This window comes from Photorhabdus luminescens subsp. luminescens (assembly GCF_001083805.1).
Taxonomy (GTDB): Bacteria; Pseudomonadota; Gammaproteobacteria; order Enterobacterales; family Enterobacteriaceae; genus Photorhabdus; species Photorhabdus luminescens.
Genome location: NZ_JXSK01000003.1, coordinates 553,284 through 577,208 on the forward strand (window position 1 = coordinate 553,284; position 23,925 = coordinate 577,208).

General features: G+C 45.2%; 27 protein-coding genes and 1 pseudogene. 10 read left to right on the plus strand and 18 right to left on the minus strand.

What is annotated here, in order from left to right:
• Window positions 1–69: 69 nt before the first annotated feature.
• Both TI10_RS10720 and TI10_RS10725 read right to left on the minus strand, forming a co-directional pair.
• Window positions 70–840, minus strand: a complete 771-nt coding sequence (locus TI10_RS10720) for an ABC transporter permease (protein WP_049583281.1) — start codon at window positions 838–840, stop codon at window positions 70–72.
• Complete coding sequence (locus TI10_RS10725; RefSeq protein WP_049583283.1) at window positions 837–1,763, minus strand: ABC transporter ATP-binding protein; 927 nt, start codon at window positions 1,761–1,763, stop codon at window positions 837–839. Before TI10_RS10725 ends, TI10_RS10720 begins: the two co-directional genes overlap by 4 nt.
• 187 nt (window positions 1,764–1,950) lie before the next feature.
• On the opposite strand from TI10_RS10725, the gene can reads away from it, so the two are divergent.
• From can to TI10_RS10740, 3 genes are all read left to right on the plus strand, one after another.
• On the plus strand, window positions 1,951–2,604 hold the full coding sequence (gene can, locus TI10_RS10730; protein WP_049583284.1) for a carbonate dehydratase: 654 nt from the start codon (window positions 1,951–1,953) through the stop codon (window positions 2,602–2,604).
• 515 nt (window positions 2,605–3,119) lie between these two features.
• Window positions 3,120–3,374 (plus strand): AbrB/MazE/SpoVT family DNA-binding domain-containing protein, encoded by a 255-nt coding sequence (locus TI10_RS10735; protein WP_049583285.1) that lies wholly within the window; start codon window positions 3,120–3,122, stop codon window positions 3,372–3,374.
• A complete protein-coding gene (locus TI10_RS10740) occupies window positions 3,374–3,715 on the plus strand; it encodes a type II toxin-antitoxin system ChpB family toxin (protein WP_049583286.1) in 342 nt (113 codons plus the stop codon). Before TI10_RS10735 ends, TI10_RS10740 begins: the two co-directional genes overlap by 1 nt.
• A 168-nt stretch (window positions 3,716–3,883) precedes the next feature.
• Here the strand turns inward: TI10_RS10740 and hpt are convergent, their stop codons facing one another.
• From hpt to cueO, 3 genes are all read right to left on the minus strand, one after another.
• Window positions 3,884–4,420, minus strand: a complete 537-nt coding sequence (gene hpt, locus TI10_RS10745) for a hypoxanthine phosphoribosyltransferase (protein WP_049583287.1) — start codon at window positions 4,418–4,420, stop codon at window positions 3,884–3,886.
• 379 nt (window positions 4,421–4,799) lie between these two features.
• Window positions 4,800–5,339, minus strand: coding sequence for a Panacea domain-containing protein (locus TI10_RS10750; RefSeq protein ID WP_244161566.1), 540 nt, complete (start codon window positions 5,337–5,339; stop codon window positions 4,800–4,802).
• A 112-nt stretch (window positions 5,340–5,451) separates the two neighbouring features.
• Window positions 5,452–6,996 carry a multicopper oxidase CueO gene (cueO, locus tag TI10_RS10755; protein ID WP_049583289.1) on the minus strand — a complete coding sequence of 515 codons (1,545 nt, stop codon included), beginning with the start codon at window positions 6,994–6,996 and terminating at the stop codon, window positions 5,452–5,454.
• 205 nt (window positions 6,997–7,201) lie between these two features.
• Between cueO and TI10_RS10760 the strand changes: the two genes are divergently transcribed.
• The 4 genes and pseudogenes from TI10_RS10760 to TI10_RS10775 form a co-directional block, all read left to right on the plus strand.
• A complete protein-coding gene (locus TI10_RS10760) occupies window positions 7,202–7,549 on the plus strand; it encodes a YacC family pilotin-like protein (RefSeq protein WP_036782614.1) in 348 nt (115 codons plus the stop codon).
• Window positions 7,550–7,661: 112 nt separating this feature from the next.
• The gene (gene speE / locus TI10_RS10765; protein ID WP_049583290.1) at window positions 7,662–8,525 is read left to right on the plus strand and encodes a polyamine aminopropyltransferase; all 864 of its coding nucleotides are present in this window, start codon (window positions 7,662–7,664) and stop codon (window positions 8,523–8,525) included.
• A 28-nt stretch (window positions 8,526–8,553) separates the two neighbouring features.
• Window positions 8,554–9,348, plus strand: coding sequence for an adenosylmethionine decarboxylase (gene speD, locus TI10_RS10770; protein ID WP_049583291.1), 795 nt, complete (start codon window positions 8,554–8,556; stop codon window positions 9,346–9,348).
• A gap of 110 nt (window positions 9,349–9,458) precedes the next feature.
• Window positions 9,459–9,881, plus strand: a pseudogene (locus TI10_RS10775) (transposase); the annotation flags it as partial.
• 83 nt (window positions 9,882–9,964) lie between these two features.
• Here the strand turns inward: TI10_RS10775 and TI10_RS10780 are convergent.
• From TI10_RS10780 to TI10_RS10790, 3 genes are all read right to left on the minus strand, one after another.
• Window positions 9,965–10,372 (minus strand): type II toxin-antitoxin system HicB family antitoxin, encoded by a 408-nt coding sequence (locus TI10_RS10780; protein ID WP_049583292.1) that lies wholly within the window; start codon window positions 10,370–10,372, stop codon window positions 9,965–9,967.
• 51 nt (window positions 10,373–10,423) lie between these two features.
• Window positions 10,424–10,606, minus strand: a complete 183-nt coding sequence (locus TI10_RS10785) for a type II toxin-antitoxin system HicA family toxin (RefSeq protein ID WP_049583293.1) — start codon at window positions 10,604–10,606, stop codon at window positions 10,424–10,426.
• A 124-nt stretch (window positions 10,607–10,730) separates the two neighbouring features.
• Window positions 10,731–11,270, minus strand: a complete 540-nt coding sequence (locus TI10_RS10790) for a cysteine hydrolase family protein (protein ID WP_074524926.1) — start codon at window positions 11,268–11,270, stop codon at window positions 10,731–10,733.
• 238 nt (window positions 11,271–11,508) lie between these two features.
• Here TI10_RS10790 and TI10_RS10795 point away from each other — a divergent pair, with 238 nt between their 5' ends.
• On the plus strand, window positions 11,509–11,688 hold the full coding sequence (locus tag TI10_RS10795) for a type II toxin-antitoxin system HicA family toxin (protein WP_049583294.1): 180 nt from the start codon (window positions 11,509–11,511) through the stop codon (window positions 11,686–11,688).
• Between the two features lie 20 nt (window positions 11,689–11,708).
• On the plus strand, window positions 11,709–12,119 hold the full coding sequence (locus TI10_RS10800) for a type II toxin-antitoxin system HicB family antitoxin (protein ID WP_049583296.1): 411 nt from the start codon (window positions 11,709–11,711) through the stop codon (window positions 12,117–12,119).
• Between the two features lie 130 nt (window positions 12,120–12,249).
• On the opposite strand, the gene TI10_RS10805 is transcribed toward TI10_RS10800, so the two are convergent.
• From TI10_RS10805 to agaR, 9 genes are read right to left on the minus strand one after another with little or no spacing between them, the layout of a single operon-like run.
• Window positions 12,250–14,154, minus strand: a complete 1,905-nt coding sequence (locus tag TI10_RS10805) for an alpha-galactosidase (protein ID WP_080985026.1) — start codon at window positions 14,152–14,154, stop codon at window positions 12,250–12,252.
• A 38-nt stretch (window positions 14,155–14,192) separates the two neighbouring features.
• The gene (locus TI10_RS10810) at window positions 14,193–15,053 is read right to left on the minus strand and encodes a tagatose bisphosphate family class II aldolase (protein ID WP_049583297.1); all 861 of its coding nucleotides are present in this window, start codon (window positions 15,051–15,053) and stop codon (window positions 14,193–14,195) included.
• A gap of 9 nt (window positions 15,054–15,062) precedes the next feature.
• A complete protein-coding gene (agaF, locus tag TI10_RS10815) occupies window positions 15,063–15,497 on the minus strand; it encodes a PTS galactosamine/N-acetylgalactosamine transporter subunit IIA (RefSeq protein ID WP_049583298.1) in 435 nt (144 codons plus the stop codon).
• 22 nt (window positions 15,498–15,519) lie between these two features.
• Window positions 15,520–16,413 (minus strand): PTS system mannose/fructose/sorbose family transporter subunit IID, encoded by an 894-nt coding sequence (locus TI10_RS10820; RefSeq protein WP_049583299.1) that lies wholly within the window; start codon window positions 16,411–16,413, stop codon window positions 15,520–15,522.
• Window positions 16,403–17,188, minus strand: a complete 786-nt coding sequence (agaW, locus tag TI10_RS10825; protein WP_049583300.1) for a PTS N-acetylgalactosamine transporter subunit IIC — start codon at window positions 17,186–17,188, stop codon at window positions 16,403–16,405. Before agaW ends, TI10_RS10820 begins: the two co-directional genes overlap by 11 nt.
• A 10-nt stretch (window positions 17,189–17,198) precedes the next feature.
• A complete protein-coding gene (gene agaV, locus TI10_RS10830; protein WP_011145207.1) occupies window positions 17,199–17,681 on the minus strand; it encodes a PTS N-acetylgalactosamine transporter subunit IIB in 483 nt (160 codons plus the stop codon).
• Window positions 17,647–18,864, minus strand: a complete 1,218-nt coding sequence (locus TI10_RS10835) for an AgaS family sugar isomerase (RefSeq protein ID WP_049583301.1) — start codon at window positions 18,862–18,864, stop codon at window positions 17,647–17,649. Before TI10_RS10835 ends, agaV begins: the two co-directional genes overlap by 35 nt.
• Entirely contained in the window at window positions 18,861–20,156 is a 1,296-nt protein-coding gene (locus TI10_RS10840; protein ID WP_049583302.1) for a D-tagatose-bisphosphate aldolase, class II, non-catalytic subunit, read from the minus strand. Before TI10_RS10840 ends, TI10_RS10835 begins: the two co-directional genes overlap by 4 nt.
• 35 nt (window positions 20,157–20,191) lie before the next feature.
• Window positions 20,192–20,965, minus strand: a complete 774-nt coding sequence (agaR, locus tag TI10_RS10845; protein ID WP_049583303.1) for a transcriptional repressor AgaR — start codon at window positions 20,963–20,965, stop codon at window positions 20,192–20,194.
• A 400-nt stretch (window positions 20,966–21,365) separates the two neighbouring features.
• On the opposite strand from agaR, the gene ampC reads away from it, so the two are divergent.
• Window positions 21,366–22,523 carry a class C beta-lactamase gene (gene ampC / locus TI10_RS10855; RefSeq protein WP_049583305.1) on the plus strand — a complete coding sequence of 386 codons (1,158 nt, stop codon included), beginning with the start codon at window positions 21,366–21,368 and terminating at the stop codon, window positions 22,521–22,523.
• A gap of 81 nt (window positions 22,524–22,604) precedes the next feature.
• On the opposite strand, the gene TI10_RS10860 is transcribed toward ampC, so the two are convergent.
• The gene (locus tag TI10_RS10860; protein ID WP_049583306.1) at window positions 22,605–23,903 is read right to left on the minus strand and encodes a phospholipase; all 1,299 of its coding nucleotides are present in this window, start codon (window positions 23,901–23,903) and stop codon (window positions 22,605–22,607) included.
• Between the last annotated feature and the right edge of the window lie 22 nt (window positions 23,904–23,925).

Consider the following 23,925-nt stretch of genomic DNA (forward strand, 5'->3'; position numbering starts at 1 on the left):
AGTCCCCTAAAATTAGTAAGCAAAATTTAGGGGGCTTCAAAAATAGAAACTTTTAATAAATTACCGGATTTAGGTCCTCAACCCTCGCCCTGTTTCAATTAAATACCAAGCAACAAGATAAAAAACCACAATAAATGCGGTCAAAACACTTAATGTAATTATCAAAGAAACATCGGTAATACCCAGGAAACCATAACGGAAACCACTAATCATATAAACGATTGGGTTCAGCTTGGAAACCGCTTGCCAAAATGGGGGTAATAACGTCAATGAATAAAACACCCCGCCAAGATAGGTCAGTGGCGTTAATACGAAGGTCGGAATAATGCTGATATCATCAAACGTTTTAGCGAAAATCGAATTCAGCAAACCACCCAGTGAGAACAGAATAGAGGTCATCAACAATGTGATAACAATCATCCACCACGCATGAATATGAAGTGGAACAAAAAATAGAGAAACCAATGTCACCAAAATACCGACGCAAACACCACGGGCAACACCACCACCAACAAAACCTACAATAACTATATGTGTCGGAACCGGCGCTACCAATAATTCCTCAATACTGCGCTGGAATTTCGCGCCAAAGAAAGAGGAAGAAACATTGGCATAAGAGTTAGTAATCACCGCCATCATAATCAGGCCAGGGACAATAAACTGCATATAATCGACACCGCCCATTTCTCCAATGCGCGAACCAATCAAGCTACCGAAGATAATAAAATAGAGCGACATGGTAATAACCGGCGGTAATAAAGTCTGTACCCAAATACGCCCAAAACGGGTAATTTCTTTAATCCAGATAGTTTTTAGCGCCACCCAGTACAACTGAATCATTGACTATCTCCTTGCTTGTTGTTCACCAAGCTGACAAATAACTCTTCCAGACGGTTCGCTTTATTGCGCATGCTCAGAATATGAATACCCTGAGCGCTTAATTGGGTAAATACGCTATTTATTCCCTGACCACGTTGAACATCCACTTCCAAAGTGGAGGCATCCAGCAGCCGATAATCATATCCTACCAGTTCAAGAGTTGGGTTTTGCGTTGCCAGATCGAAGAAGAATGTTTCAGATTCCACCCGACTGAGTAGATTTTTCATACTGGTGTTTTCCACCAATTCACCATGCTGAATAATACCAATATTACGGCACAGCATTTCTGCTTCTTCTAAATAGTGAGTCGTTAAAATAATTGTCGTTCCCTGTGCATTTAACTGTTGCAAAAAACTCCACATAGATCGACGAAGTTCAATATCAACACCGGCAGTTGGTTCATCAAGGATCAATAATTTAGGCTGATGCATCAAAGCACGTACAATCATCAGACGTCGTTTCATCCCTCCAGACAGACGAATCGCCCGTTGATTGCGTTTTTCCCACAGATCTAACTGCGACAAATAAGTTTTCGCTCTGGCTTGCGCCACTTTTCGCGGTACGCCATAGTAACCGGCCTGATTGAGAACAATCTGCAACACCGTCTCAAACGGATTAAAGTTAAATTCTTGCGGAACAAGACCTAACTGGCGTTTAGCATTCACAATATCGGTATCAATATCATAGCCAAACACTTTAACCTTACCGCTGCTTTTATTTACCAGAGAGCTAATAATGCCGATTGTGGTGGACTTCCCTGCACCATTCGGACCCAATAATGCGTAGAAGTCTCCAACTTCCACATTCAGGTCTATCCCACGCAGCGCCTTAACACCATCAGTGTAAGTCTTAGTAAGCTGCGTTAACTCCAATGCATAAGTCATAAATTACAAAACACCTTTATTATCTGGTCGCCTTTGCGTGCAATGTGGAAACATAATGCTCCTTTTCTGCCTGACTTTCTTTGCAAAAACAGCAGAAAGATTAAAAACAAACAGCAACAAAATATTAAAATTTTAATTGATGTTGTATATGATTCTATCTTAAAGAAACACTACCAGGCTATGAATCATGATGAAAAAAATAGAAGAGCTGCTTGCCAATAACAAGCAGTGGTCAGAATCGGTTAACGAAGAAAACCCAAGTTTTTTCAAAGAATTAGCAAAAGCACAAAAACCTCGGTTCTTATGGATTGGCTGTTCAGACAGCCGGGTGCCAGCAGAAAAGCTAATTGATGCCGCCCCCGGAGACTTATTCGTTCACAGAAACGTTGCAAACCTGGTGATTCATACTGACTTAAATTGTCTTTCAGTTATTCAATATGCCGTAGATGTACTGGAAGTTGAACATATCATTATCTGCGGACACTATGGTTGTGGTGGTATCGAAGCTGCAATTGATGGCACCGAACTGGGATTGATTAACAACTGGCTGTTACATATCCGTGATCTCTGGTATAAACACAGTTCTATGCTAGGTGAATTACCCCCGAATGAGCGTCTGAACCGTCTGTGCGAAATTAATGTTGTTGAACAGGTATATAACCTTGGCCACTCAACGATTATGCAAGCAGCATGGAAACGAGGCCAGAAAGTGATGATCCACGGTTGGGTTTACGGTATTCATAATGGTCAGTTGCAAGATCTGGAAGTCACGGCTGATAGTCGTGAAAAACTGGAACTTGCCTATCGCCAGACCGTATCCAAATTGACGAATAAGAAGTAAGTTTTCAGATCACTAACAAAATACGCTGTAGAAAAGGTTATATTTAACCTCTTCTATAGTGTAATTAAACGAAGATTTATACAGATTTTTATTTTATTAAATCGCTGCCTATTTGAATCTTAAGTATTTATTTTTATTTCTTTATTTTACGAATGTACTCAATATGGTAATAAAAAGAAAACAACATAATTCATGATAAATATATTCATCATCACTACAGAAAAAAGGAAAGATAAATATATTATTATCCACTAGGTAAAAAATTCGGTTATCAGTTCTACCACCTGCATTCCATTTGACTGTTTCCTACCTTGTCGAAATTGTTACAAAAGGCTAGCGTTTCTTACTAAAATAAGGAATGTTTCAAATTTTCCTTGAATGGACAAAGTAGTTCATGAAAAGAACATTTTTATGGGCTATTGAATCACATTACCTGTAATAACAATGTTGACACTTAGGTAAAACCACTCTACAGTGTCAACAATGTGATAACCGTTACTTACGAGGAAAGTGCTATGCTCACTCATGTCAGAAAAATTGGAAACTCTGTTGGTACTATTATTCCAGCTCAGCTATTGAAATCCCTCCACCTGAAAGAGGGTGACCAATTATCAATTGTCGAAGAACAAGGAAAAATTGTAATCTCTGCGGTAAACCATCGTCCCAAGTATAAATTGGCCGATCTACTTGCTCTATGTGACTCAGAAGCACCGATACCTGAAATATTAAAAGAATGGGATGCTAGTAAACCTGTAGGGAATGAAGTGTAATGGCAATATTTCAACGAGGGGATATTATTGAAGCTTGCTTAAACCCGGTCGCGGGTCAAGAACTGCAAGGTGACAAAAGACCATGCTTAGTAATAAGTCCATACAATTTTAACAAATTAGGTTTAACAATTATTGCTCCTATAACACAAGGAGGAAATTATGCCAGGTTCGCAGGTTTTGCCGTGACATTAATGGGCACCGGTACACAGACTCAAGGAGTGCTATTAGCGAATGGCATTCGTTCCGTCGATCTAAGTGCAAGACAGGCAAGAAAAATTGAAGAGGCACCGACGTCTGTAGTTAATGAAATTTTAGCCATAGTGTCCAGCATATTGGAATAAATTCTACTATTAATCAGGGATATCTGCCGATATGGTTCTACGACCGGAAGCCGTATTAGGCACCAGAGCCGAAATGTAGATAGGAACGCAGCCCTCTACACATCATGCCTGAATCACATAAGCCAAAAACGGCAACCCAAAAGTTGCCGCTTTCAAATGAGATAAAAACTACTCTTCTAACAAAACCACATGGCCGATATAAGGCAAATGACGGTAAAGTTGCGCATAATCGATACCATAACCCACCACAAATTTATCCTCAATTGAATAACCAATCCACTCAACCGGAACATTAACTTCACGGCGGGAAGGTTTATCCAGCAAGGTACAAATTGCCAGTGATTTTGGCTCACGCAGCGCCAAAATTTCACGCACTTTATTCAGGGTATTACCTGAATCAATAATATCTTCCACAATCAATACATGCTTACCGCGAATATCTTCGTCCAGATCTTTCAGGATTTTCACATCACGCGTGGAATTCATACCGCTACCGTAACTGGAAGCCGTCATAAAATCGACTTGATGAGGGATCTGAATTTCACGGCATAAATCAGCCATAAAAATAAATGAACCTCTCAGCAATCCGACCAACACCAGCTCACTACCGCCGTCACGATAGTGTTCAGTAATCTGTTTTCCCAGTTCAGCAATACGTTGTTTAACCTCCTGTTCGGAGATCATAACTTCTACAGTGTGTTTCATTATAAAGTTAACCAATTGTTTTTAATGAATAATTATATGAAAATCAATAAAAAATCATAACCAGTTGATATGCCAATTAATACGCCATTCTTCTAGCAATATTGTTGAACAATTCCTTTTCTCTAGAATATCTAAAGGCAAGTATGGCATAAGATAAGGATGTTTATAGTATTTAGAAGAGAAACCAATCTACAGATCATACACCAAAAATATTATTTAGTAATAATAGCTCACAGCAGCAAACCAACAGATATTTTAACTTTGGCGGCGTTGTAAAAGGACAGTGAAGATAAAGAACGTCTCCTATAACCAAACTCTGTTTGCCTGAAAAATCTGCCCTAAAAGATGTGGGAAATCTGTCACCAAGATTAGTCATCAGCTACTCAGCAGAAGTCAGATAAGCAATTAATTTATCACCATCTTTACAACTGGCAGCTATCACTTCCAACGGAATCTCACCATTCTGGTTAGCCGCCATCCAAACACTATCGTGGCTGATATCACGTATTTCTTTAAAAGAGAGATTCCCATATTTTTCAATTGCTTCATTTATGCAATCAATATCAGAATCGCTAAATACATCTTCATCGAAATCACGCAAAGCACGTATTTGGTTATTTCCATAACGTCCTTCTACTGACAACGATGACCGAATAACATCAACATCACACCTATTTGGAATAAAGCGCCCGTCTCCCCTGGCTACTTTTATAATATCATAGGCATTCTCTGCAACGGGGCCATCTTTCATTGCAAGATAATTATCACCCGTAATTAACCGGCCATAACGCTCCAAATGCAGCCGGTCAGCAAAATACAGAATTTTACCCACATGATAAATGTCAGAAATTGGTGCTGTAGAGGCAACATACAGAATAGCCTCTATAGCCTTTTCTGAGTCAAATCTTGCACTAAGCATCTCAATTACCTTCATTTAAACAGGATAAATAATACACAAAACCTATGCCTATTTTAATACCTACCATAATCCCTGTACAACGCTTTGTTATGCTCCATTGCGGTCAGCAAAATTATTTACTAACAGTAAAACCCACCATCATGCCAGTATCTTCATGCTCCAGTAGATGACAGTGCGCCATAAATGGGTGTTTCGCTCCCGCCGTATGCTTGAACTGAACCAGCACTTCACTCTCCTTACCTTCCACATGCACAATATCTTTCCAACCACTGCGGTGAGCAGCAGGCTTACGGCCATTTTCACTCAAAATACGAAAGCGGGTGCCGTGGATATGGAACGGATGCAGCATCATATCGCCAACCCCAGAAATCACCCAACGCTCATACTGCCCCTGTTTTACATCAAAAGCAGGTTCCATCATGGAGAAAGCCCGCCCATTAATGGTATTCGCACGATGGAAATTTAGTTCACCACCATGATGCATATCTCCGTGGTTCATATTCCCATGATCCATTCCCATACCCGCCATAGCACGCTCACCGTAGCGTTGAGACAACATCATCATTCCCTGCATATCCAGACGACTATCCATCGCCAGATGTAAACGACGCCTATTCAAACCGTTAAAAGAAGGCAATGCAGGAAGCGTGGCAAGCTGTTCCGACAGTATTACGCGGCTAGAAAAAAGCTGAGGTTGAATACGTAAAACCGGCAGTGGCTGCTCAAATGGCGGTAACGTCATTCCTATCTGAACCACAGGCAACGTCACCAGATCGAAAGATTTGCCATCCGAAGCATCTATAACTACCTCAAAACGTTCTCCCGCCAGAATCGGTAACTCATTAACCGCAACCGGTTCCGCTAACAAACCACCATCACTGGCAACAACATACAACTGACGACCATCACTGGTCGCAATATTGAGGCTACGAGCATTACAACCATTTAGCAAACGCAAACGTAACCAGCCGCGCGGTGCAGTATGTTGGGGCAAAACAACACCGTTGGTCAGCATCATATCGCCAAACCAACCAACAGCAGCGCTCATTACATCCAGTTGATAATCAATCTGCCCCTCGTTATTCAAGCGCTTATCCTGCAACACTACCGGAATATCATCCACGCCCCATCGATTTGGCAACCCCGTATTAATAGTGTTCTCATCTTCAATCAGTACTAATCCACCAAGCCCCATTGCAACCTGATAACCCGTCTTGCCATGCGTATGTGGATGGAACCAACAAGTTGCTTCCGGTTGTTCAGGCGTAAAACTAACCGCCCGACTCCCACCTGGCGCAATCATCGCATGTGGGCCGCCATCAGCTTCCCCAGTAATCTCCAGACCATGCCAGTGAACCGTGGTTTCTTCCGGTAGATGATTACGAATATCGATAGTAACGGGTTTACCAGAAGTCAATTTCAGTGCCGGCCCCAGTAAATCACCGTTGTAACCCCAAGTTTTAGTCACCGTTCCTGCTTTAAAACTAGATTTTCCCGCTTTGATTTCAATAGCGATTTTCCCTGTCGCATCTGGCTCTAGTTGTGGAGGGACAGGTAATGCCGGATAAGACTCAGCAAAGGAGAAACGACTCCATACAGGTAACATACTGGATACACCCATAATGGCGCTTAATCTGATAAAATCACGTCGTTGCATATTCACTTCCTAGTTAACTCAACCAAAAAATAGACAACAAAAAAACATCTCATAAAGGAAACCTAAGGGCTACCCTTACAGGAAGGTCAAGCAAAGGGAATGTGATTTAAGTCGATCTTTACAGTAATTTTAAAAAATAAATTTTACCTAACAAATATATTAATATGTTAACGTACTATGACATGGATTGATTATAATAATACAAATGCGAAAATTAGCTCTCTTGACTTACATACTGGTTCTTTTCGGTTTTTCTCACCCCGCAAAAGCGCTGACAGAAAATGAAGCTGAAGATCTGGCCGATCTGACAGCGGTGTTTATCTACCTGAAATATGACTGTGGTTACAGCCAAATTCCTGACCGGGAAATTAAACGAGCCATTATTTATTTCGCTCAACGCAATAAGTGGGATTTAACTAATTACAACAGCCAATTGATGGACAAACTCAACGAAGAAAGCTACCAAGATCTAAAAGGAATTTACCTATCCAATGCGATAAAGTGTCATGCTCTCGCCAGAGATTCGCTGAGTTTATTCGCCTACGTTAAATAGTCCTTTTCCTCATACCCCCAAAGGGGTAAATTTCACCGTGCAACTATGAAAATTGTTGGTTATTATGTGCACCCAATTTTCATGACTGTCACAGTGGAGGAAAAGCCGGGATATGTCACAAAAAGAAATTTGGTACGAAACCCTGCACGCCAACTTTGGCCAGTATTTTTCCGTTGATAAAGTGCTTTATCACGATAAAACTGAGCATCAAGATTTGATCATCTTTGAAAACGCGGCATTAGGCCGCATTATGGCGCTGGATGGCACAGTACAAACGACTGAACGTGATGAATTTATCTACCACGAAATGATGGCCCATGTTCCCTTATTCGCCCACGGGAACGCCAAACGAGTACTGATTATCGGCGGTGGTGATGGTGGTATGTTACGTGAAGTCTGCCGTCATCAATATCTTGAAAGCATCACTATGGTTGAAATCGATGCTGGGGTAGTTGAATTCTGCCGTCAGTATCTGCCTAATCATAATGCCGGCGCTTATGATGATCCACGCTTTAATCTGATCATTGACGATGGCGTTAACTTCGTGAATACCACCGATCAGAAATTCGATGTCATTATCTCTGATTGCACAGATCCGATCGGGCCCGGTGAAGGATTATTCACATCTGAATTCTATCAAGGTTGCCAACGCTGCCTGAATGAAGGCGGCATCTTTGTTGCTCAAAATGGTGTTTGTTTCCTGCAACAGGACGAAGCAGTCACCAGCCATAAAAAATTGAGCAACTATTTTGCTGACAGCGGTTTCTATCAGGCTGCTATTCCAACCTATTATGGCGGAATTATGACCTTTGCCTGGGCAAGCCAAAACCCAGCACTATGCCATGTGGATCTGGCAACATTGCAACAGCGCTTTAACAACGCAGGTTTTACCTGCCGTTACTACAATCCAGCCGTTCATGCCGGTAGCTTTGCCTTACCACAATATCTGCTGGATGCACTATCTGAGAACCCATAATCACCCATTAGCCAGGAGGTGAAATAAATTGCACAAGCTGAAATTGCACGGCTTTAATAACCTGACAAAAAGCCTGAGTTTTTGTATTTACGATATCTGTTATGCAAAAAGCCGAGCTGATCGGGATAGTTATATCGCTTATATTGACGAACAATATAACGCTAACCGTTTAACGGAAATTCTTAGCGAAACGTGTTCGATCATTGGTGCAAATATTTTGAATATCGCCCGTCAGGACTATGAGCCGCAAGGGGCAAGCGTTACCATACTCGTCAGCGAAGAGCCGATGGACCCAAAGGATGTAGACAATACTGAAAATCCAGGTCCATTACCCGATTCCGTCGTTGGTCATTTGGATAAGAGCCATATCTGCGTTCACACTTATCCAGAAAGCCATCCGGGCGGCGGTATATGCACTTTCAGAGCTGATATTGAAGTATCAACCTGCGGTGTTATTTCACCTCTCAAAGCACTGAACTATCTGATCCACGAATTAGAATCAGATATTGTCACGATGGATTATCGTGTCCGCGGTTTCACCAGAGACGTAAATGGCGTGAAACACTATATCGATCATAAAATTAGCTCTATCCAGAACTATATGACTGAAGAAGTGCAATCTCAGTATTACATGATGGATGTTAATATTTATCAGGAAAATCTATTTCATACAAAAATGATGCTAAAAAGATTTGACCTGAATGATTACCTATTTAATGCCACACCAGAACAACTTAGTGAAACTGAAAAGCAGGAAATTACCCATCTTTTGAAAAAAGAGATACAAGAAATCTATTATGGACGTAATTTACCCGCTGTTTAACTTTCACTAACTTATTATTTAACCTGAGGTTTGCTTAAGAAGGGGACTAAGTGCCTGAGGCACGATCAAAGTTTTTGCTAGATAAAACAAAATCGTGGAGATCCTCAGGCATATCTAATTTAGAAAAACTTTACTGCTGCGTCGATGACTTTTGCCAAAAATTTATTCCTCTCTGGCATCAACAGTTAATTGAAAACGGCTTGCTCAAACGTCGCCGCGAAGCTTCCCTTTCTCTCAGTGAAGTCATGACGCTCCTCATTTTATTCCACATGAGCCATTATCGTGATTTTAAAACGTCTTATATTCAGCATGTTAAACACTATCTTAAGGCCGATTTTCCCAAGTTGGTCAGCTACACCTGGATGTTAACCTTGAAGCAAAGGGCGCTCATTCCCCTCTGTGCTTTTCTTTCGTCACGCAAGGCTGAAACTCAAGGGATCGCTTTTATCGATTCAACCAAAATTGCCGTTTGTCACAACCTCCGTATTCCCCGTCATCGCGTATTTAAGGGCGTCGCACAGCGAGGGAAAACGAGGTTAGTCATGTCACTTTGGTATTCTTAAAAGAAAAAACCCGCTGTTAGCGGGCTTTTCATGGTTTTGATAGAGGGATTATCTTACGAGTGTTTCGACAGCTCACGCCGAGCCAATTCAGCCAAGAATCCGCTGCGGCTATGATACTCACGATGTGAGTTCACGTATTCATCAATTCTACCCAACAAAAGTTGAGGCATAGTAATGTTTAGCTTGATGGCTTTTCCATCGTATTTAGTTAAATCCACGTCAACATAAGCCCAACTGCCGCCGGTGCAATCTTCATTGCTTAGATGGTCAGCAACAGTTCTGGCTTGTACTGGAGCCTCACCCTTTTCGCTCATGTATTCAAAATAAGTATCTAATGCGTTTTGAGCATCGCTAATAGCGTCGTCAATGGTATCGCCAGCAAAGTAACATCCGATCACGTCTGGCACAAAACCGGAAAACGATCCGTCGTCAGCCTGATGTAAATAAATAGGATATCTCATGCTTACACCTTCTCTTTGATCAAAGAGCGGCCTTTCAACCGCTTAATTAAGTTATTTCAGTCCTGCTTGTTTAAGTATTTTATTGAGCGTCCCGATCGCCAAATCTTTGCGCGGATGCGGAATTACTATCGGGCTGGGTTCCCCTGATTTCTCGAAAACATGATGCGAACCATTGGCTCGCACAAAATTCCAGCCAACTGCTTTGATTTGCTTTATTAGTTCATCGCTAGACATTATCCCTCTCTTTAATCAAAACCAAGAGAATGATAGCACCGCTTATACCCACCATCAACACCAATACCCATGATGGGTATAAGAAATATTGTTCGGGTAGCCGACTATAACCCATTATTCCAATTTACATGACTAATGCAGTGCTCATTATAATTTCAGCACCGTAAATGGTTTTAAGGTAATCCAGAGCAGCTTGCTGATCGATGCCGGGAAAAACACACACAGCATCTGACAAAACTTTGATTTGATAACCGCGTATAAATGCGCCATAAGCGGTATGTCTGACACAACAATGAGTATGTTGGCCGGTTAACACAACTTCCGTCACACCATATACTTGCAAAACCTCTTCCAGATCGGTTCCATCGAAAGCCCCATAAAATCGCTTGGGCAAAACAATTTCACGTTCTGCTCCAATAGGAGCCAGTGCCTCAATGACATTAGCGCCTGATGTTCCGGCCATTGCATGTTTACCCCAAATACTTATTTCTCGATCATCAGCTCGATGAGCATCATTAGCATAAACCACCAGCCAATCCGGTTGACGCCGGGCATGATCAATCAGCCGTTTAATTACCGGTACGATCTTCATCGCATCCGCCTCATTGGCGAGTAATCCTGTGACAAAATCGTTCAGCATGTCAATTACGATCAACGCTTTCATTCGTTTTGTCCTTTAAATTTGTTTGTACAAAAACAATTGCAGTGACTGACTTCCACCACTAAGTTACAGACAATTCTGACAAGATTTTCTTATGATTAATATTAGCTCATGAAACTGGGATGGCCGACTTTTTAGCTGCTCTAGCAACTAATAATAACGCCAATAACCCCTATTATCTTGACACATGACATTACAGGGTTATTATAACTCCACAAAGACAAAACAAGAGAGCTGGAGGATGGATAGCAGAAACGCGATAGCAATGATAGAAGCTGACGGATGGTATCTGGTGAGGGTTAAAGGCAGTCATCATCAGTTCAAACATCCGACCAAGAAAGGACTGGTAACGGTAAAACACCCACAAAAGGACATACCTTTACCAACATTAAAAAGTATCCAAAAACAGGCGGGGCTTTAGCCCACTTCTTGGAGGTGTAAATGTTATATCCAGTTGCCATTGACAAAGGTAATTCATCCTTTGGCGTCCGTGTCCCAGATATCCCAGGTTGCTTTTCTGGCGGAGATAATTTTACAGACGCGATAGAAAGCGCCCGTGAAGCAATTGAAGCGCATATCGAATTGCTGGTTGATGATAACGAAGTAGTACCAGAAGCGACCAGCGTGGAAAACTACCTGACAAACCCTGAATATATGGGGGCAATATGGGCATTAGTTGATGTAGATATTACCCGATTATTGGGGAAGTCAGAAAAAATCAACGTCACTCTTCCATCATTGCTGATCCGCCGTATCGATCAATTCGTCGCAAGCCATCCAGAATACGGGAGTCGTTCAGGTTTTTTATCACATATAGCAGCAGAAAAAGTTATTGGTAGAGCCAAAATCTAATACATCTGAAGTGTCAAATTATTGACAATATGCTGACTTTATTCTAATAAAACACCGCCATAATAGTTTCCACAAATAATCACAGCCCTGAATAAAATAGTTTATCCAGGGCCACTTAATAACACGGTGATTATTTCGATGGTGTCAAAGAAAAGGTCAACGTCTCCAACGGCTGGAGGGTAATCAACGCTGTTTTATTGATAAACTTCGGTACCGAGCTGTTCTCGCCATAATCGATATTAACGTCATATACCGAAGGCTGATTATCAGGCAATTCAAGATCGCTTTGCAGATCCAGATAATATTGTTTCACTTCATCCGATGGATTGCGCAAAGTAATAATCGACTTTTTCGGACTCCAGGCTCCCCAACCGTACACCGCTAGATCGGTGGGATCTTTACCAATCCAATGGGTATCAAACAGCACATCTTTATTTTCCTCTGACCATTTCGCCGCGTTTGCCAGCGTATCCCAATCCTCGGTGGTCAACAGTTCAGGCGTAACATACATCTCCTGTAACTGCGTGCCGCTGCCAAAATAGCTCCAAACCTGATCAGCAAAATCTTTAGGTGACTGTTTATCCAGATGCTTAGCCTGTTTAGCATAAACAATGCCATGCAGCATCAACGAATTCAGTGGAAACAGCGGCCCCTTTGTTACGACATTACGATAAGTTTCCGCATCACGGTAGGTAAGCCACTGCTGCACTTTGGAACCTGTACCGTAAAACTCCACATCATAGCCGCCACGCCAAATAGAATCGGCGAAAAATAGCCAGGAAGGCGTGGCTTTAGTGCCTGTGGTCAAGTTGATAAACAGTTCATTTCCTGTACCGCGCATATCTTCAATAAGATGGATAGCGGCATCAAAATCACTGGTGAATGAACTCCCTTTAATCACACGATCAGCATTGCCGGTGCCATCCAGCTTAAACATGGATACATTTTGTTGTTGAATCAGGTTGAGTACCCGTTTATGGAAATTGGCGTAGTAATTAGGGCCTGAAAGCGCAAATCGGCCATCTATCACTTCATAGCCAAACTCCTCCGCATGGGAAACACGTTGCTCACCAGGTTTACCATAACCGCCCCAAGGAGAAAGCCAAATACCTAAACGAGCACGATATTGATCTGCCGCCTGTTTAAGATTTTTAAATTCATGGGGAAATGCTTCACTAAAACCCCAATCTCCTTTGAGGTTATCCCAACCATCATCAAACAGATAACCACCCAACTTCACACCGCGCTTAGTCGCCAACTCCTGCCCAAATTGATTGATACGGGTCAACGCCTCTTGTTCAGTATAAGGAGTGAAGAAACCAATATCGTACCAAGAGTTGTAATGTAGAAAAGGACTATATTCACGCGGACGAGCATTGTTCAAAAACTCATTGACGTTGCGCCGCAATTGCCCTTTTTGATAAACACCAATATACGTCTTATAACTTAGCGTTTTTCCCGGTTCTAACGGGATAGAGAGCGCAATTTTTTGCGAAGTGTTCCCTTTATAAGCCTCAGTGTTAATCAATGGATTACCGGGAACAATAAAGAAACTATCGCTGATAATCGGTGAACTGACGATAGACCCGTGAACAAAAGCGGTTTTCGTGTGAAATGGTATCAACGAGACAGAGCTGAGCTCCAACGCATTTTTCTGCGGTGTAATGGTGATTTCAAACGAGCCGTACTTATCTTTACCCTCCACAGTAATTATATTTTTTACCTGAATGTCGCCATGTTTCAGGGAGACAACAATACGATTGTGCTTTTTGCTGATATCAGTAATTTGAAAATCTTTAGCCGTGAGCTTCTCTCCTGATTTCAACGTGATTTCAAACAGATTGTCAGTAATGATTTGATCGTGGTTTTTGGGATTTTCAAACTTCAGTTGCGTCACTTTACCGTGTTCGTCGCTAACAGTTACGTGGTAATTGTTGCCGTCCAACAACCAGCTATCTGCCCAGACTGGAGCACTACACAACACGGAACTCGCTAATAAACTCAACGTAATTTTATTTAACGTTCTTATTTTCACAGCAGTTTCCTTATAGTCAGAATGAAAAAACAGAATCTTCACGAATACAGCTTGCCTGTACTGCCACAAATCCGGATCTTTTCTTCTACTACTGCCTGCATAGCCTGTTTTCCCGGCGCGATATATTTACGTGGATCATTCGCATCTGGATGCTGGATGAAATAACGCTTTACCGCATCAGCAAAAGCAATTTTCAAATCGGTCGCCACATTGACTTTACATACGCCAAGGCCAATCGCTTGCTGGATCATCACTTCAGGAATACCCGATGCCCCATGCAGCACCAACGGAATATCCACCTGTTCACAGATTGCCGCTAACCGATCAAAATCCAGATGCGGTTCACCATGATACAAACCATGCGCAGAACCAATCGCTACCGCCAGAGAATCAATACCGGTACGGGCAACAAAGGCTTTTGCTGCCAGCGGATCGGTAAAAAAACTATCGGCGCTGGAGACCTGCAAATCATCTTCCTGCCCGCCTAGTCGCCCCAATTCCGCCTCAACGCTAACATCGTAACGATGACAAAATCGTACCACCTCAGCCACCTTGCGAATATTCTCTTCAAAGGGTAAATGCGAGCCATCAATCATTACCGAACGCACACCTGCGGTCACTTTATGACTGATATCCTCCAGTTCCTCATGATGATCGAGATGCAACGCCAGCGGCAAATTATGGCGGCGAGCGGCATCCTGACAGATTGACACCAAATAATCAGTCCCCGCATAACTGAAAGTACTTGGCGTACCTGCCAGAATAACTGGCGATGCCAGACGTGCAGCAGTTTCCGCTACCACCTGAACAGTTTCCAGATTATGGACATTAAAAGCAGGAACCGCATAGCCTTCACGCAAGGCCTTCTTCAACATTTGACGACTAGAAATCAGGTACATATAAACTCCTTAAATGCCATCCAGATTCGGGCTGTCATACCTGCGTTTCTGTTGTTCATGCCACAGGCTGGTTAATCCCCGCCGCCCACATTCCAGCGCCATATCACGAAATGTTTCCAAGGTTATATCTTCACGATCCAGCATCATCTCTACCGCCAATTGCATATTAGTACCGGTGATAACTTCATAACATGGATTAGCTATTGCCAGTTGCGCCGCCTGCCGGAACGGTGATCCACCCAGTAAGTCACTGAGAATAATGACACCCTCGCCACTATCGCAGGCGGCGCAGGCCGCCTCCAGCAACACCAATAATTGTTGCGTACTGACTCCCTCAGGAAAATCGACAGCACAGCACTGAGGTTGTCGTCCGACGACTTGTTCCACTGCCTGCAACAACCCACTGGCGAAATGCCCATGACCGGTGATTACAATACCTAACATTCCCTCTCCTCAGTGCCGTTTATTAAAGAAAACCCACAAACTTTCCTACAATCCCGATCACGACGGTCAAACCAATTAATTTGACCGGGGAAAATCCTTTTTTCATCAACCAAAACACCAACAGGGTGAAACACAACGGCAATAAATTCGGCATTAGTTTATCCAACACATCCTTCTGCAACGCCACACTGGCCTTACCGGCGTTTATCACCACCGGCGTCGAGAGATGGACATAGGAAGCCACTAACGCCCCGATTACCGTCATTCCTACTATCGAAGCAGCATGGGAGATCTTCTTGGTATGCTTTTTCAACAATGCTAATGCACTGGTGCCTGCACGATAACCATAATGCGCCAGACCAAAACGCAAGCCGAAATGTACGATATTGAACAACAACAGGAATATGATGGGACCGAACAGACTGCCCTGTAGCGCCAGAGAGGCCCCGATACCTGCGCAGATGGGTAGCAGAGTCAACCAGAATAATGCATCGCCAATCCCACCTAGCGGCCCCATTAGCGCCACTTTCACCGCGCGAATAGTGGAAATTTTCTCTTTATTCCGCTCCATTGCCAGCACCAATCCAGACAGGAAAGTGACATCAAACGGATGCACATTGATAAATTCCATATGCATCTTCATCGAATTTGCCAGATCTTGCGGGTTTTTGTGGATCTTACGCAGACCGGGAATCAAGGTGTACAACCAGCCCCCCGCCTGCATACGTTCATAGTTAAATGATGCCTGTAGCAACAAAGAGCGCAATGCCATACGGTTCAAATCGCCTTTGGTCAGATCCTCGCTCGGTATCGTGTCCTGATAGTCATCCTGCTCAACCTGACTGGTTGCCAGCGCCTGCGCCATCCTGTTCTCAGCTTTGGCGGCCATAGCCGCATCGGTGTCGTTAAATGCCATCTTCCATCTCCTGAGATTGAGTGGTAGGTACGCTGCGTTCAGCGGCCTCTTCCATACGGGAACGGTTAAAGAAATCGATCAGTGCAATCGCAAAAGCGCCAAGCGCTACGGCAATAATCGGCATATTAAGGAACGTGACTGAAATGAAACCCAAAATGAAATAAGCGATATAAGTCTTTTTCATCATGATCTTCATCAGCATAGAAAAACCGATAGCAGGCATCATGCCCCCCGCAACCGCCAGACCATCCAACAACCATTGCGGCGCCTTCTGTACCATGACGCTGGCAGCACCGGCACCGAAATAGATCGGTAGAAATGCCACAATAAAGTAGAAACAAAACAGTATGGTGATACCCAGATAATTCACACGCTCCACACCGCGCCAGTTCAACGCTTTCACCATCTGATCGCATTTATGCATCATGGGTGAAAACACCGTAAACAGCAGGGTGATGCAGCCTTGCACCGCAATGGAAAACGGCACCGCGATACCAATCGCTACCTTAGGATCAGCATGAGTCAAAATAGCGAATGCCGTACCAATCACACCACCAATCACCACATTTGGCGGCTGAGCGCCTGCCAGCGGCACCATGCCCATCCAGACCAGCTCCAGTGACCCTCCGACCAACAAACCCGTCTGTACATCCCCTAAAATCAGCCCAACCAACGGCCCAATCACGACTGGACGATGAAAATGAGTCAAGCCATCGAACAGATCCACCCCGGCCAATCCGGCCAGTAACCCAATCAATATCGCATCAATCAGCATAACTCACCCCTCAAACCAGCAATTTGGCGATAGGTTCTCCCGCTTCATCCGGCACTCGCCGAATCTCGCAAGTGACGCCCAGTTGCTCCAGTTCACGAAACACCACCACGTCACTGTCATCAACCGAAACCGTCTTATGGATTTGACGCTTTCCCTCAGCAAAATGCATATTACCCACGTTAACGAAGCGGATCGGTACCCCGCCTTTTACTAACGTCAGTACATCCTGCGGTGTTTTACAGACAATGAAAATTTTCTGGCGCTCAGCCGCTTTATGAATCACATCAATGGTTTTTTGCAGGGTGAAATAACGCGTCTGAACCCCATCAGAAACCACCATATCCATCAGATTTTGCTGCATCAAATCACCGGCAACGTGATCGTTAGCCACCAATACCAAATTGGCCCCCAGAGAATTGGTCCAGGTCACACCAACTTGACCATGCACCAACCGGTTATCAATTCGGGTCATTAAAATATTCGGTATCGACATAATCACTCCTGCTACATTTTATTCTTTGTGAAGACGGTGGATGATAAGGATAAATTTCCACCCCCTTCACCACGCGGTTGACTTCCCCTGTCGGACATGGATTGTCTGGCGTTATGCCCAGTGCCAGCGAGGTTTCAAACGCTAACATCTGCAAAAATATCAAATAAGGGAACAATAGCCAGATATCGTCTTGTTCACTATTAATCACCGTGAACCCTTTCCCCTGTGTGCCGCTCAGTGCAACAATTTGACACGCCAATCCGTCATGATTCAGTTCATGCCATAGATCGAGATCATAACGACGACGATATTGATCAGCAGAAAGCATCATGACCACCAGCGTATCCCGTTCAATCATAAACTTCGGCCCATGACGCACTCCCATTGACGAGTCGTAACGAGTGGCGACATGCCCGGCGGTCAACTCCAGCATCTTGAGCGCCCCCTCCTCTGCTATTCCAGTAAAACAACTGGAACCCAGACACATCATGCGTTTAAAACCGCTACGGGCCAGCCGCTTAATCTGTTCCTGCCACCGCCCTCTTTCCCGCTCACACAACGCGATCATCGCCATCAACGATTCCCCATTCTGTTCCAACGTTAACGGCCCTAGCAGCAAGATTGTTGCTAACGTCATACAACTGAAACTGGACGTCATAGCAAAACTCTGGTCATGAGAACCCTGTGGCATATTCAATGAACAGACGTGAGCGCGCCCTTCGGCATAACGCGCCAATGCCCCACCGGGATTACAGGTCAGCATCAGGTGATAACAGCGTGGCAGGAGTTGATCCGCCAGTTTTACCGCCGCCACGCTCTCCGGGCTATTGCCCGATCGCCCATAGGAAATCAGTAAAGTTGAACGTGTTGGATCAAGATATTGCAAAGGAGAAGGCACAATATCTGTCGTGCTATACGCGACCACATTCAGTCCGCACTGCTCACGCAACCAAGGCGCCAGCGTGCGCCCGATAAACGCGGAGGAACCTGCGCCACACAGCACTATCTGTAACTCTGGCTCCGATAACAACGGCTGCAAAAAGGGTCGCCACAACGCTTCCTCACGTTGCAGATTTTGATATAACTGACGCCAAAGCTCAGGCTGTTGATAAATCTCTCTGGCGGTATGCAACGCATGATGCTCACGCAACCAGACTTCGGTATAGGAAAACAGCTCATTCATGCTAAAACTCCTTGTACTTCAGGCTCACAAGCCTGCGCATAGCTCAAGAGCACAGAACGAATTTTATCGAGCACCCAGGCATGTGGGTCATTATCCAACCTTCCGGCATTAACGGCCTGCGCCTGATCAGGCAGGTACTGACTCAGTAGTGAAAGGGAAACCGGGCGACAACGCAGGTTATCCATCAAGGTGTTCACTGCCTGTTGTACTTGCGGATGCGGCCAGTAGTAACGAACGCGATCACTCAAACTGTATTGACGATCAATAAACTGTTGATGAGGTGTACCGTGGTAATAACGGTTCCAGTGCTCCGGCTGCTCAAGCATGACCTGTTCTAACGTGGCGCACAGATGAGCCGCGCCCGGTTCCCCATTCCATTCACCATCGATTTTATCGAGTGCGAACAACGCCTCACGTAAAGCAAAAGTCAAAGCCGGACCAACTTTCAGAATGGCAAAGTGATCGCGTACCAATTCACGGTAAGCTTGCGCTGTTTGATAATCAGTGGAATGGGCTTCATAGACTAAATAGGGTTGAGATTCGATATATTGACTCAGCGCCGCGGCACGTTCAGGCTGATAATGTTCGATATGATGGTGATCGAACTCCACACCCGGCTGTACCACCAGCGCAATTACCCTCGGCCATACCGGTTCCAATCCAGCCAACTGCCAAGCTTGTTGATGTACACTCAACGTTGTAGCCGCAGCCTGAGGCGTCGTGACTTGCATTCCAGCCAATGCTTCTTTGGCTCCGCCCGGTACCGGCACTTCGGTACCGATCACATAAACCGGTGGTTCTCCCCCCACCTGCTGCCAACAACGTTCCGCCACCTGACACAAACGAGCTGCACGTACCGCAACCTCCTTGTCGCCCAGCGGCGTTGGATCATCCAGACAAGACATCGAACAATCGAGATGTATCTTACGAAACCCCGCCGCCACATAATCGTGTATCAACGTTTCAGCCAGTTTCATTGCCTGTTCAGCGGGAAGATCCTGCCAGGCATTTGGTCCAAGATGATCGCCTCCTAACCAAACACGATCACGCGGTAAACCAATACGATCGGCCTGTTGCCAAACTGCATCCCGGAATTGAGCAGGTTGCATCCCGGTATAACCGCCAAATTGATTGACCTGATTAGAGGTTGCTTCAATCAGCACCGAGGTTTTACGCTCTTTAGCGACGCGCAAAGCGCTTTCCAATACCCAAGGATGAGCGGAACAGACCGAATAGATCCCCACTGCTTCACCTGATTTGTGACGACGGATAAGTTGTAATAGTGACTGCATGGTGTCTCCCATGCGGGCAAGAATCTCTGTCAGCGCTATTCGTCGGCAATAATCACATCCACGCCGAGTTCAATTAATGCCCGCCTGTAGTTATCGGGGATCCGACTGTCAGTAATCAGCCGATGAATCTGTCCGGCTTGACGGATCATGCAAAAACTTCTACGCCCAAATTTACTGGCATCCGCCACCGCGATAATTTCATGCGCCACCTCACACATTACGCGATTCAGATGGGCTTCACCGGGATGTGGCGTGGTTATCCCTGCTTCCAGATCAAAACCATCGACGCCAAGAAATAGGGTGTTAAAGCGATATTGACGCAATTGCTGTTCCGCAGCCGGACCATAGAGCGAGTAGGAATTCTGACGCACACTCCCGCCAAGCACCATCACCTCCATCCGGTCAAACCCCGCCAGTTCATAGGCAATATTCAACGCGTTAGTCATGACCACCAAATCACGCCGCTCTTTAAGAAATGGCGCGATTTGCGTGGTAGTCGAACCGGAATCAAGGATCAGGGCATCACCATCCTGAACAAACTGTGCCGCCCTGGCCGCAATGCGTGATTTCACATCACGATTCATCCGACCTTTATCTTGCAAGGGGCGATCAAAAGCGAATTGCTGATTCAACATGGCGCCGCCATAAGAACGCAATGCGCAACCTTTTTGTTCCAGATAACGCAGATCATTACGGATAGTGACGCTGGAAACCCCAAAATGGGCGCTCAGATGCTCAACGCGCACGCTGCCCTCATGACACAGCAAGTCGATAATCTGTTCACGCCTTTTTACGGTATCCACGGCCATTCCGTTATACTCCTCAGATTTTCAGCAACAAATCTACGTCACCTGTGATGAATTGCTTTCTCTCTCTTTCGATTTAATTACAACAAAAGCAATTAAATGAAATTGTGATCGCTATTACAGTCTATTATATAGACAAAAATTGGCATAAAAGGTTTCGATTAGAAACAAAACGAAAGGAAATACCAAATTTTCTGGTTACTGACTATTTCCTCAGAAATGAGTTTTTATCTGACTTTTGGATAATAATTGAGACTAAAGAAACGAAAGCGCTTGGTTTTCAATCAGCAACCGCAAAGTTTTATTTTGTCAGGTGATAGAGATCACAAATTTTGTGATTGGGTGTACAAATCCTGATAAAATCCAAGACTGAAAGCTCTTACTGTAATTAAGGACACGCCACATGACAAAACGATTTTCGGTGCTGACTGGCGGGCTGCTGCTTGCCGCTTCTCTCGGCGCTCAGGCCTCGAATACACCCGATCAGACCCGTCTGACAAATACTGTTGACAAGACCATACACTCCCTGATGCAGGAATATGACATTCCAGGAATGGCGATTGCGGTGACTTTCCGCGGTCAACATTTTTTCTATCAATACGGTAACGCATCAAAAGAGAACAACACGCCGGTCACCAAAGAGACAATCTTTGAATTAGGCTCGGTCAGCAAAACCTTTACCGGCAGCCTGATTTCTTGGGCGCAGGTGACGGGGGCCATTTCCTTCTCCGATAAGGCCAGCCAGCATTTTCAACCACTTACAGGCAGCGCCTTTGACAACATAAACCTGCTGAATATTGCCACCTATACTGCGGGCGGCCTGCCGTTACAATTCCCTGATGAGATCGACAGCAATAGCAAAATGGTGGACTGGTTTCAGCACTGGCAACCAAAGTACACACCCGGAACCTACCGCCAGTATTCCAATCCCAGCATTGGGCTAGCGGGCTATATCGTTGCCCAACGCCTTGAAAAACCTTACTCAATACTGATGGAAAAGCAGATCCTTTCACCGCTTGGTCTGCACCATGCTTGGTTTAACGTGCCCGCGCAGGAGATGAAACATTATGCATTGGGTTATTCAAAAGAGAATAAACCGATTCGCATAAACCCGGGCGTGCTGGATGAGGAAGCCTATGGTCTGAAAACCAGCGCACAGGAGCTGATCGGCTTCGTAGATGCGAATATCGATCCTTCCCGCGTAGGTGACAGCAAGTTGGCACAGGCCATTCGGGCAACCCACACCGGCTATTATCGGGTAGGGGAGATGACGCAAGGACTGGGCTGGGAGCTTTATCACTGGCCTGTTACCCTTGAGCAGGTACTGAGCGGCAACTCGGCGCAGATCGCTTATCAGGCCAACAAAGCCACGGAACTATCGCCGCCAGAACCGCCAACGGATGCGCTTTTTATCAATAAAACCGGTTCCACCAATGGCTTCGGCTCGTATGTCGCGTTTGTGCCGCAAGAGCAAATGGGTATTGTGCTGCTAGCCAACAAAAACTACCCCAACGAGGCACGCATCAAAGCGGCTTGGCAAATCCTCAAGGCGCTGAAATAACACGCAATTGCGTTAAATTCAGTTGTCTATTGGCAGCAACAGCGCCTCCCGCAGGAGGCGCTGTCCTAACATATCGAGTCGTTAAGCCAGTAAGGCTTCTAAACCTGCGGTCACCGACTCCATACGGTGACCACCTGAGTGCTCAATCACATAACGCTTGCCGACCTGAGAAGAAGCATCCAGACCCCAAATACCATGTTCGGCCTTCTGACTCAGAGGATCGCTACTAGTATTGATGTGGGTGACGTTGGCACTATCCAACTTGTCGGCCAACCGATCCCGCAATCCTACATGCAATCCCATGCTGTTGAATGCGGTGACCTTGATCCCATGTTTGATACCCGCATATTGCGCCAGCCCGCCGCCCAAAGAGTGTCCCAGAACCTCAACCTTGCCGCCATATTGTTTAGTAAAAGCCTTGACCAAGCGGTCAGCATCCTGAAACGCGCTATCCTTGATCCCTAAAGCAGCGCCGACATCGCTCTTCACCGTACCTGGACGCTTGGTTGGCTGAGTGCCCACGAAGGAAAGCACCATCGTATCTTCACGCTTGTAGACCGCAACCTTGAGCGCAGACCAGGCATCTCCCTCAAGGATTAAAGGATCATTCGCCCCCTTGCCGGGACGAACATGCAGAGTTAACTCACTGCCGGTCCCGCCACTACCATCTTTCCGGCGAGCCAGTATCGAGGACGGAATATCAGCCAGAGTGGCATGGCTGTAACCTGCCGGCATATCCCGATAGCTACTGGAGCAACTGATTCTCGCCAATTGGGCCGCATCCATCACTGCTTTAGCTCCCACAGCATTCAACGGCTCTTGTCCCGCTTTAGCCACAAATGCGGGTTTGGCAATCACCTTGGCAGAATTCAGCAATTGCTCGGCACGCGTTCCAGCCTGCAAACGATCGGACGCGCCAAGCGGTAGGTGCGAGATTCCCTTCGCTCCCGCGCCAGCCAGCCCCAAAGTAGAGGATGCCAGCAAACGCCCTGTGGATTCCGCCAGATTTTTAACGCCTGCAACCCCGACCGAAATCGCACCACTTGTTACGCTACTGGCGCCGCCAGTGATATTAGCCAATCCCTTGATAATGGCCCCAGTCCAGTAACGCGCCTTACCTTTGGCGCTCTGCGCATGGGAGTCATGTCCTCCCTGTATGGCAGTGCCAATCTTGCGAGCAGGGGCACTCAGGGTCAGATATTTCAGTGTGGTGGTCAGCACCTTGCCCGGCGACACCTGAGTACCAAGACCAGTACTGGTGTAATGGGAAGCAAGCTGATGATGAACATTGTTATTGCGAGACGGCGTCTGTACTTCTCCGTTCGAAAGGGGCGCCAATGCCGTGGCGCTGGGAGTGTGCCCAATACCTTGAATAGACATCTTATTATTCTCCTTGATTATT

Bases quoted from the DNA above. Each gene is read 5' to 3' on its own strand.
- TI10_RS10750 (WP_244161566.1), bottom strand. From the start codon at position 5,339: ATGCTTAGTGCAAGATTTGACTCAGAAAAGGCTATAGAGGCTATTCTG.
- cueO (WP_049583289.1), bottom strand. From the start codon at position 6,996: ATGCAACGACGTGATTTTATCAGATTAAGCGCCATTATGGGTGTATCC.
- agaR (WP_049583303.1), bottom strand. From the start codon at position 20,965: ATGGCCGTGGATACCGTAAAAAGGCGTGAACAGATTATCGACTTGCTG.
- TI10_RS10785 (WP_049583293.1), bottom strand. From the start codon at position 10,606: ATGTCTAGCGATGAACTAATAAAGCAAATCAAAGCAGTTGGCTGGAAT.
- TI10_RS10780 (WP_049583292.1), bottom strand. From the start codon at position 10,372: ATGAGATATCCTATTTATTTACATCAGGCTGACGACGGATCGTTTTCC.
- TI10_RS10760 (WP_036782614.1), top strand. From the start codon at position 7,202: ATGCGAAAATTAGCTCTCTTGACTTACATACTGGTTCTTTTCGGTTTT.
- ampC (WP_049583305.1), top strand. From the start codon at position 21,366: ATGACAAAACGATTTTCGGTGCTGACTGGCGGGCTGCTGCTTGCCGCT.
- agaV (WP_011145207.1), bottom strand. From the start codon at position 17,681: ATGTCGATACCGAATATTTTAATGACCCGAATTGATAACCGGTTGGTG.
- TI10_RS10800 (WP_049583296.1), top strand. From the start codon at position 11,709: ATGTTATATCCAGTTGCCATTGACAAAGGTAATTCATCCTTTGGCGTC.
- TI10_RS10840 (WP_049583302.1), bottom strand. From the start codon at position 20,156: ATGCAGTCACTATTACAACTTATCCGTCGTCACAAATCAGGTGAAGCA.
- TI10_RS10810 (WP_049583297.1), bottom strand. From the start codon at position 15,053: ATGTACCTGATTTCTAGTCGTCAAATGTTGAAGAAGGCCTTGCGTGAA.
- TI10_RS10725 (WP_049583283.1), bottom strand. From the start codon at position 1,763: ATGACTTATGCATTGGAGTTAACGCAGCTTACTAAGACTTACACTGAT.
- can (WP_049583284.1), top strand. From the start codon at position 1,951: ATGATGAAAAAAATAGAAGAGCTGCTTGCCAATAACAAGCAGTGGTCA.
- hpt (WP_049583287.1), bottom strand. From the start codon at position 4,420: ATGAAACACACTGTAGAAGTTATGATCTCCGAACAGGAGGTTAAACAA.
- TI10_RS10740 (WP_049583286.1), top strand. From the start codon at position 3,374: ATGGCAATATTTCAACGAGGGGATATTATTGAAGCTTGCTTAAACCCG.
- agaW (WP_049583300.1), bottom strand. From the start codon at position 17,188: ATGCTGATTGATGCGATATTGATTGGGTTACTGGCCGGATTGGCCGGG.
- speE (WP_049583290.1), top strand. From the start codon at position 7,662: ATGTCACAAAAAGAAATTTGGTACGAAACCCTGCACGCCAACTTTGGC.
- TI10_RS10860 (WP_049583306.1), bottom strand. From the start codon at position 23,903: ATGTCTATTCAAGGTATTGGGCACACTCCCAGCGCCACGGCATTGGCG.
- TI10_RS10820 (WP_049583299.1), bottom strand. From the start codon at position 16,413: ATGGCATTTAACGACACCGATGCGGCTATGGCCGCCAAAGCTGAGAAC.
- TI10_RS10790 (WP_074524926.1), bottom strand. From the start codon at position 11,270: ATGAAAGCGTTGATCGTAATTGACATGCTGAACGATTTTGTCACAGGA.
- agaF (WP_049583298.1), bottom strand. From the start codon at position 15,497: ATGTTAGGTATTGTAATCACCGGTCATGGGCATTTCGCCAGTGGGTTG.
- TI10_RS10720 (WP_049583281.1), bottom strand. From the start codon at position 840: ATGATTCAGTTGTACTGGGTGGCGCTAAAAACTATCTGGATTAAAGAA.
- TI10_RS10835 (WP_049583301.1), bottom strand. From the start codon at position 18,864: ATGAATGAGCTGTTTTCCTATACCGAAGTCTGGTTGCGTGAGCATCAT.
- TI10_RS10735 (WP_049583285.1), top strand. From the start codon at position 3,120: ATGCTCACTCATGTCAGAAAAATTGGAAACTCTGTTGGTACTATTATT.
- TI10_RS10795 (WP_049583294.1), top strand. From the start codon at position 11,509: ATGGATAGCAGAAACGCGATAGCAATGATAGAAGCTGACGGATGGTAT.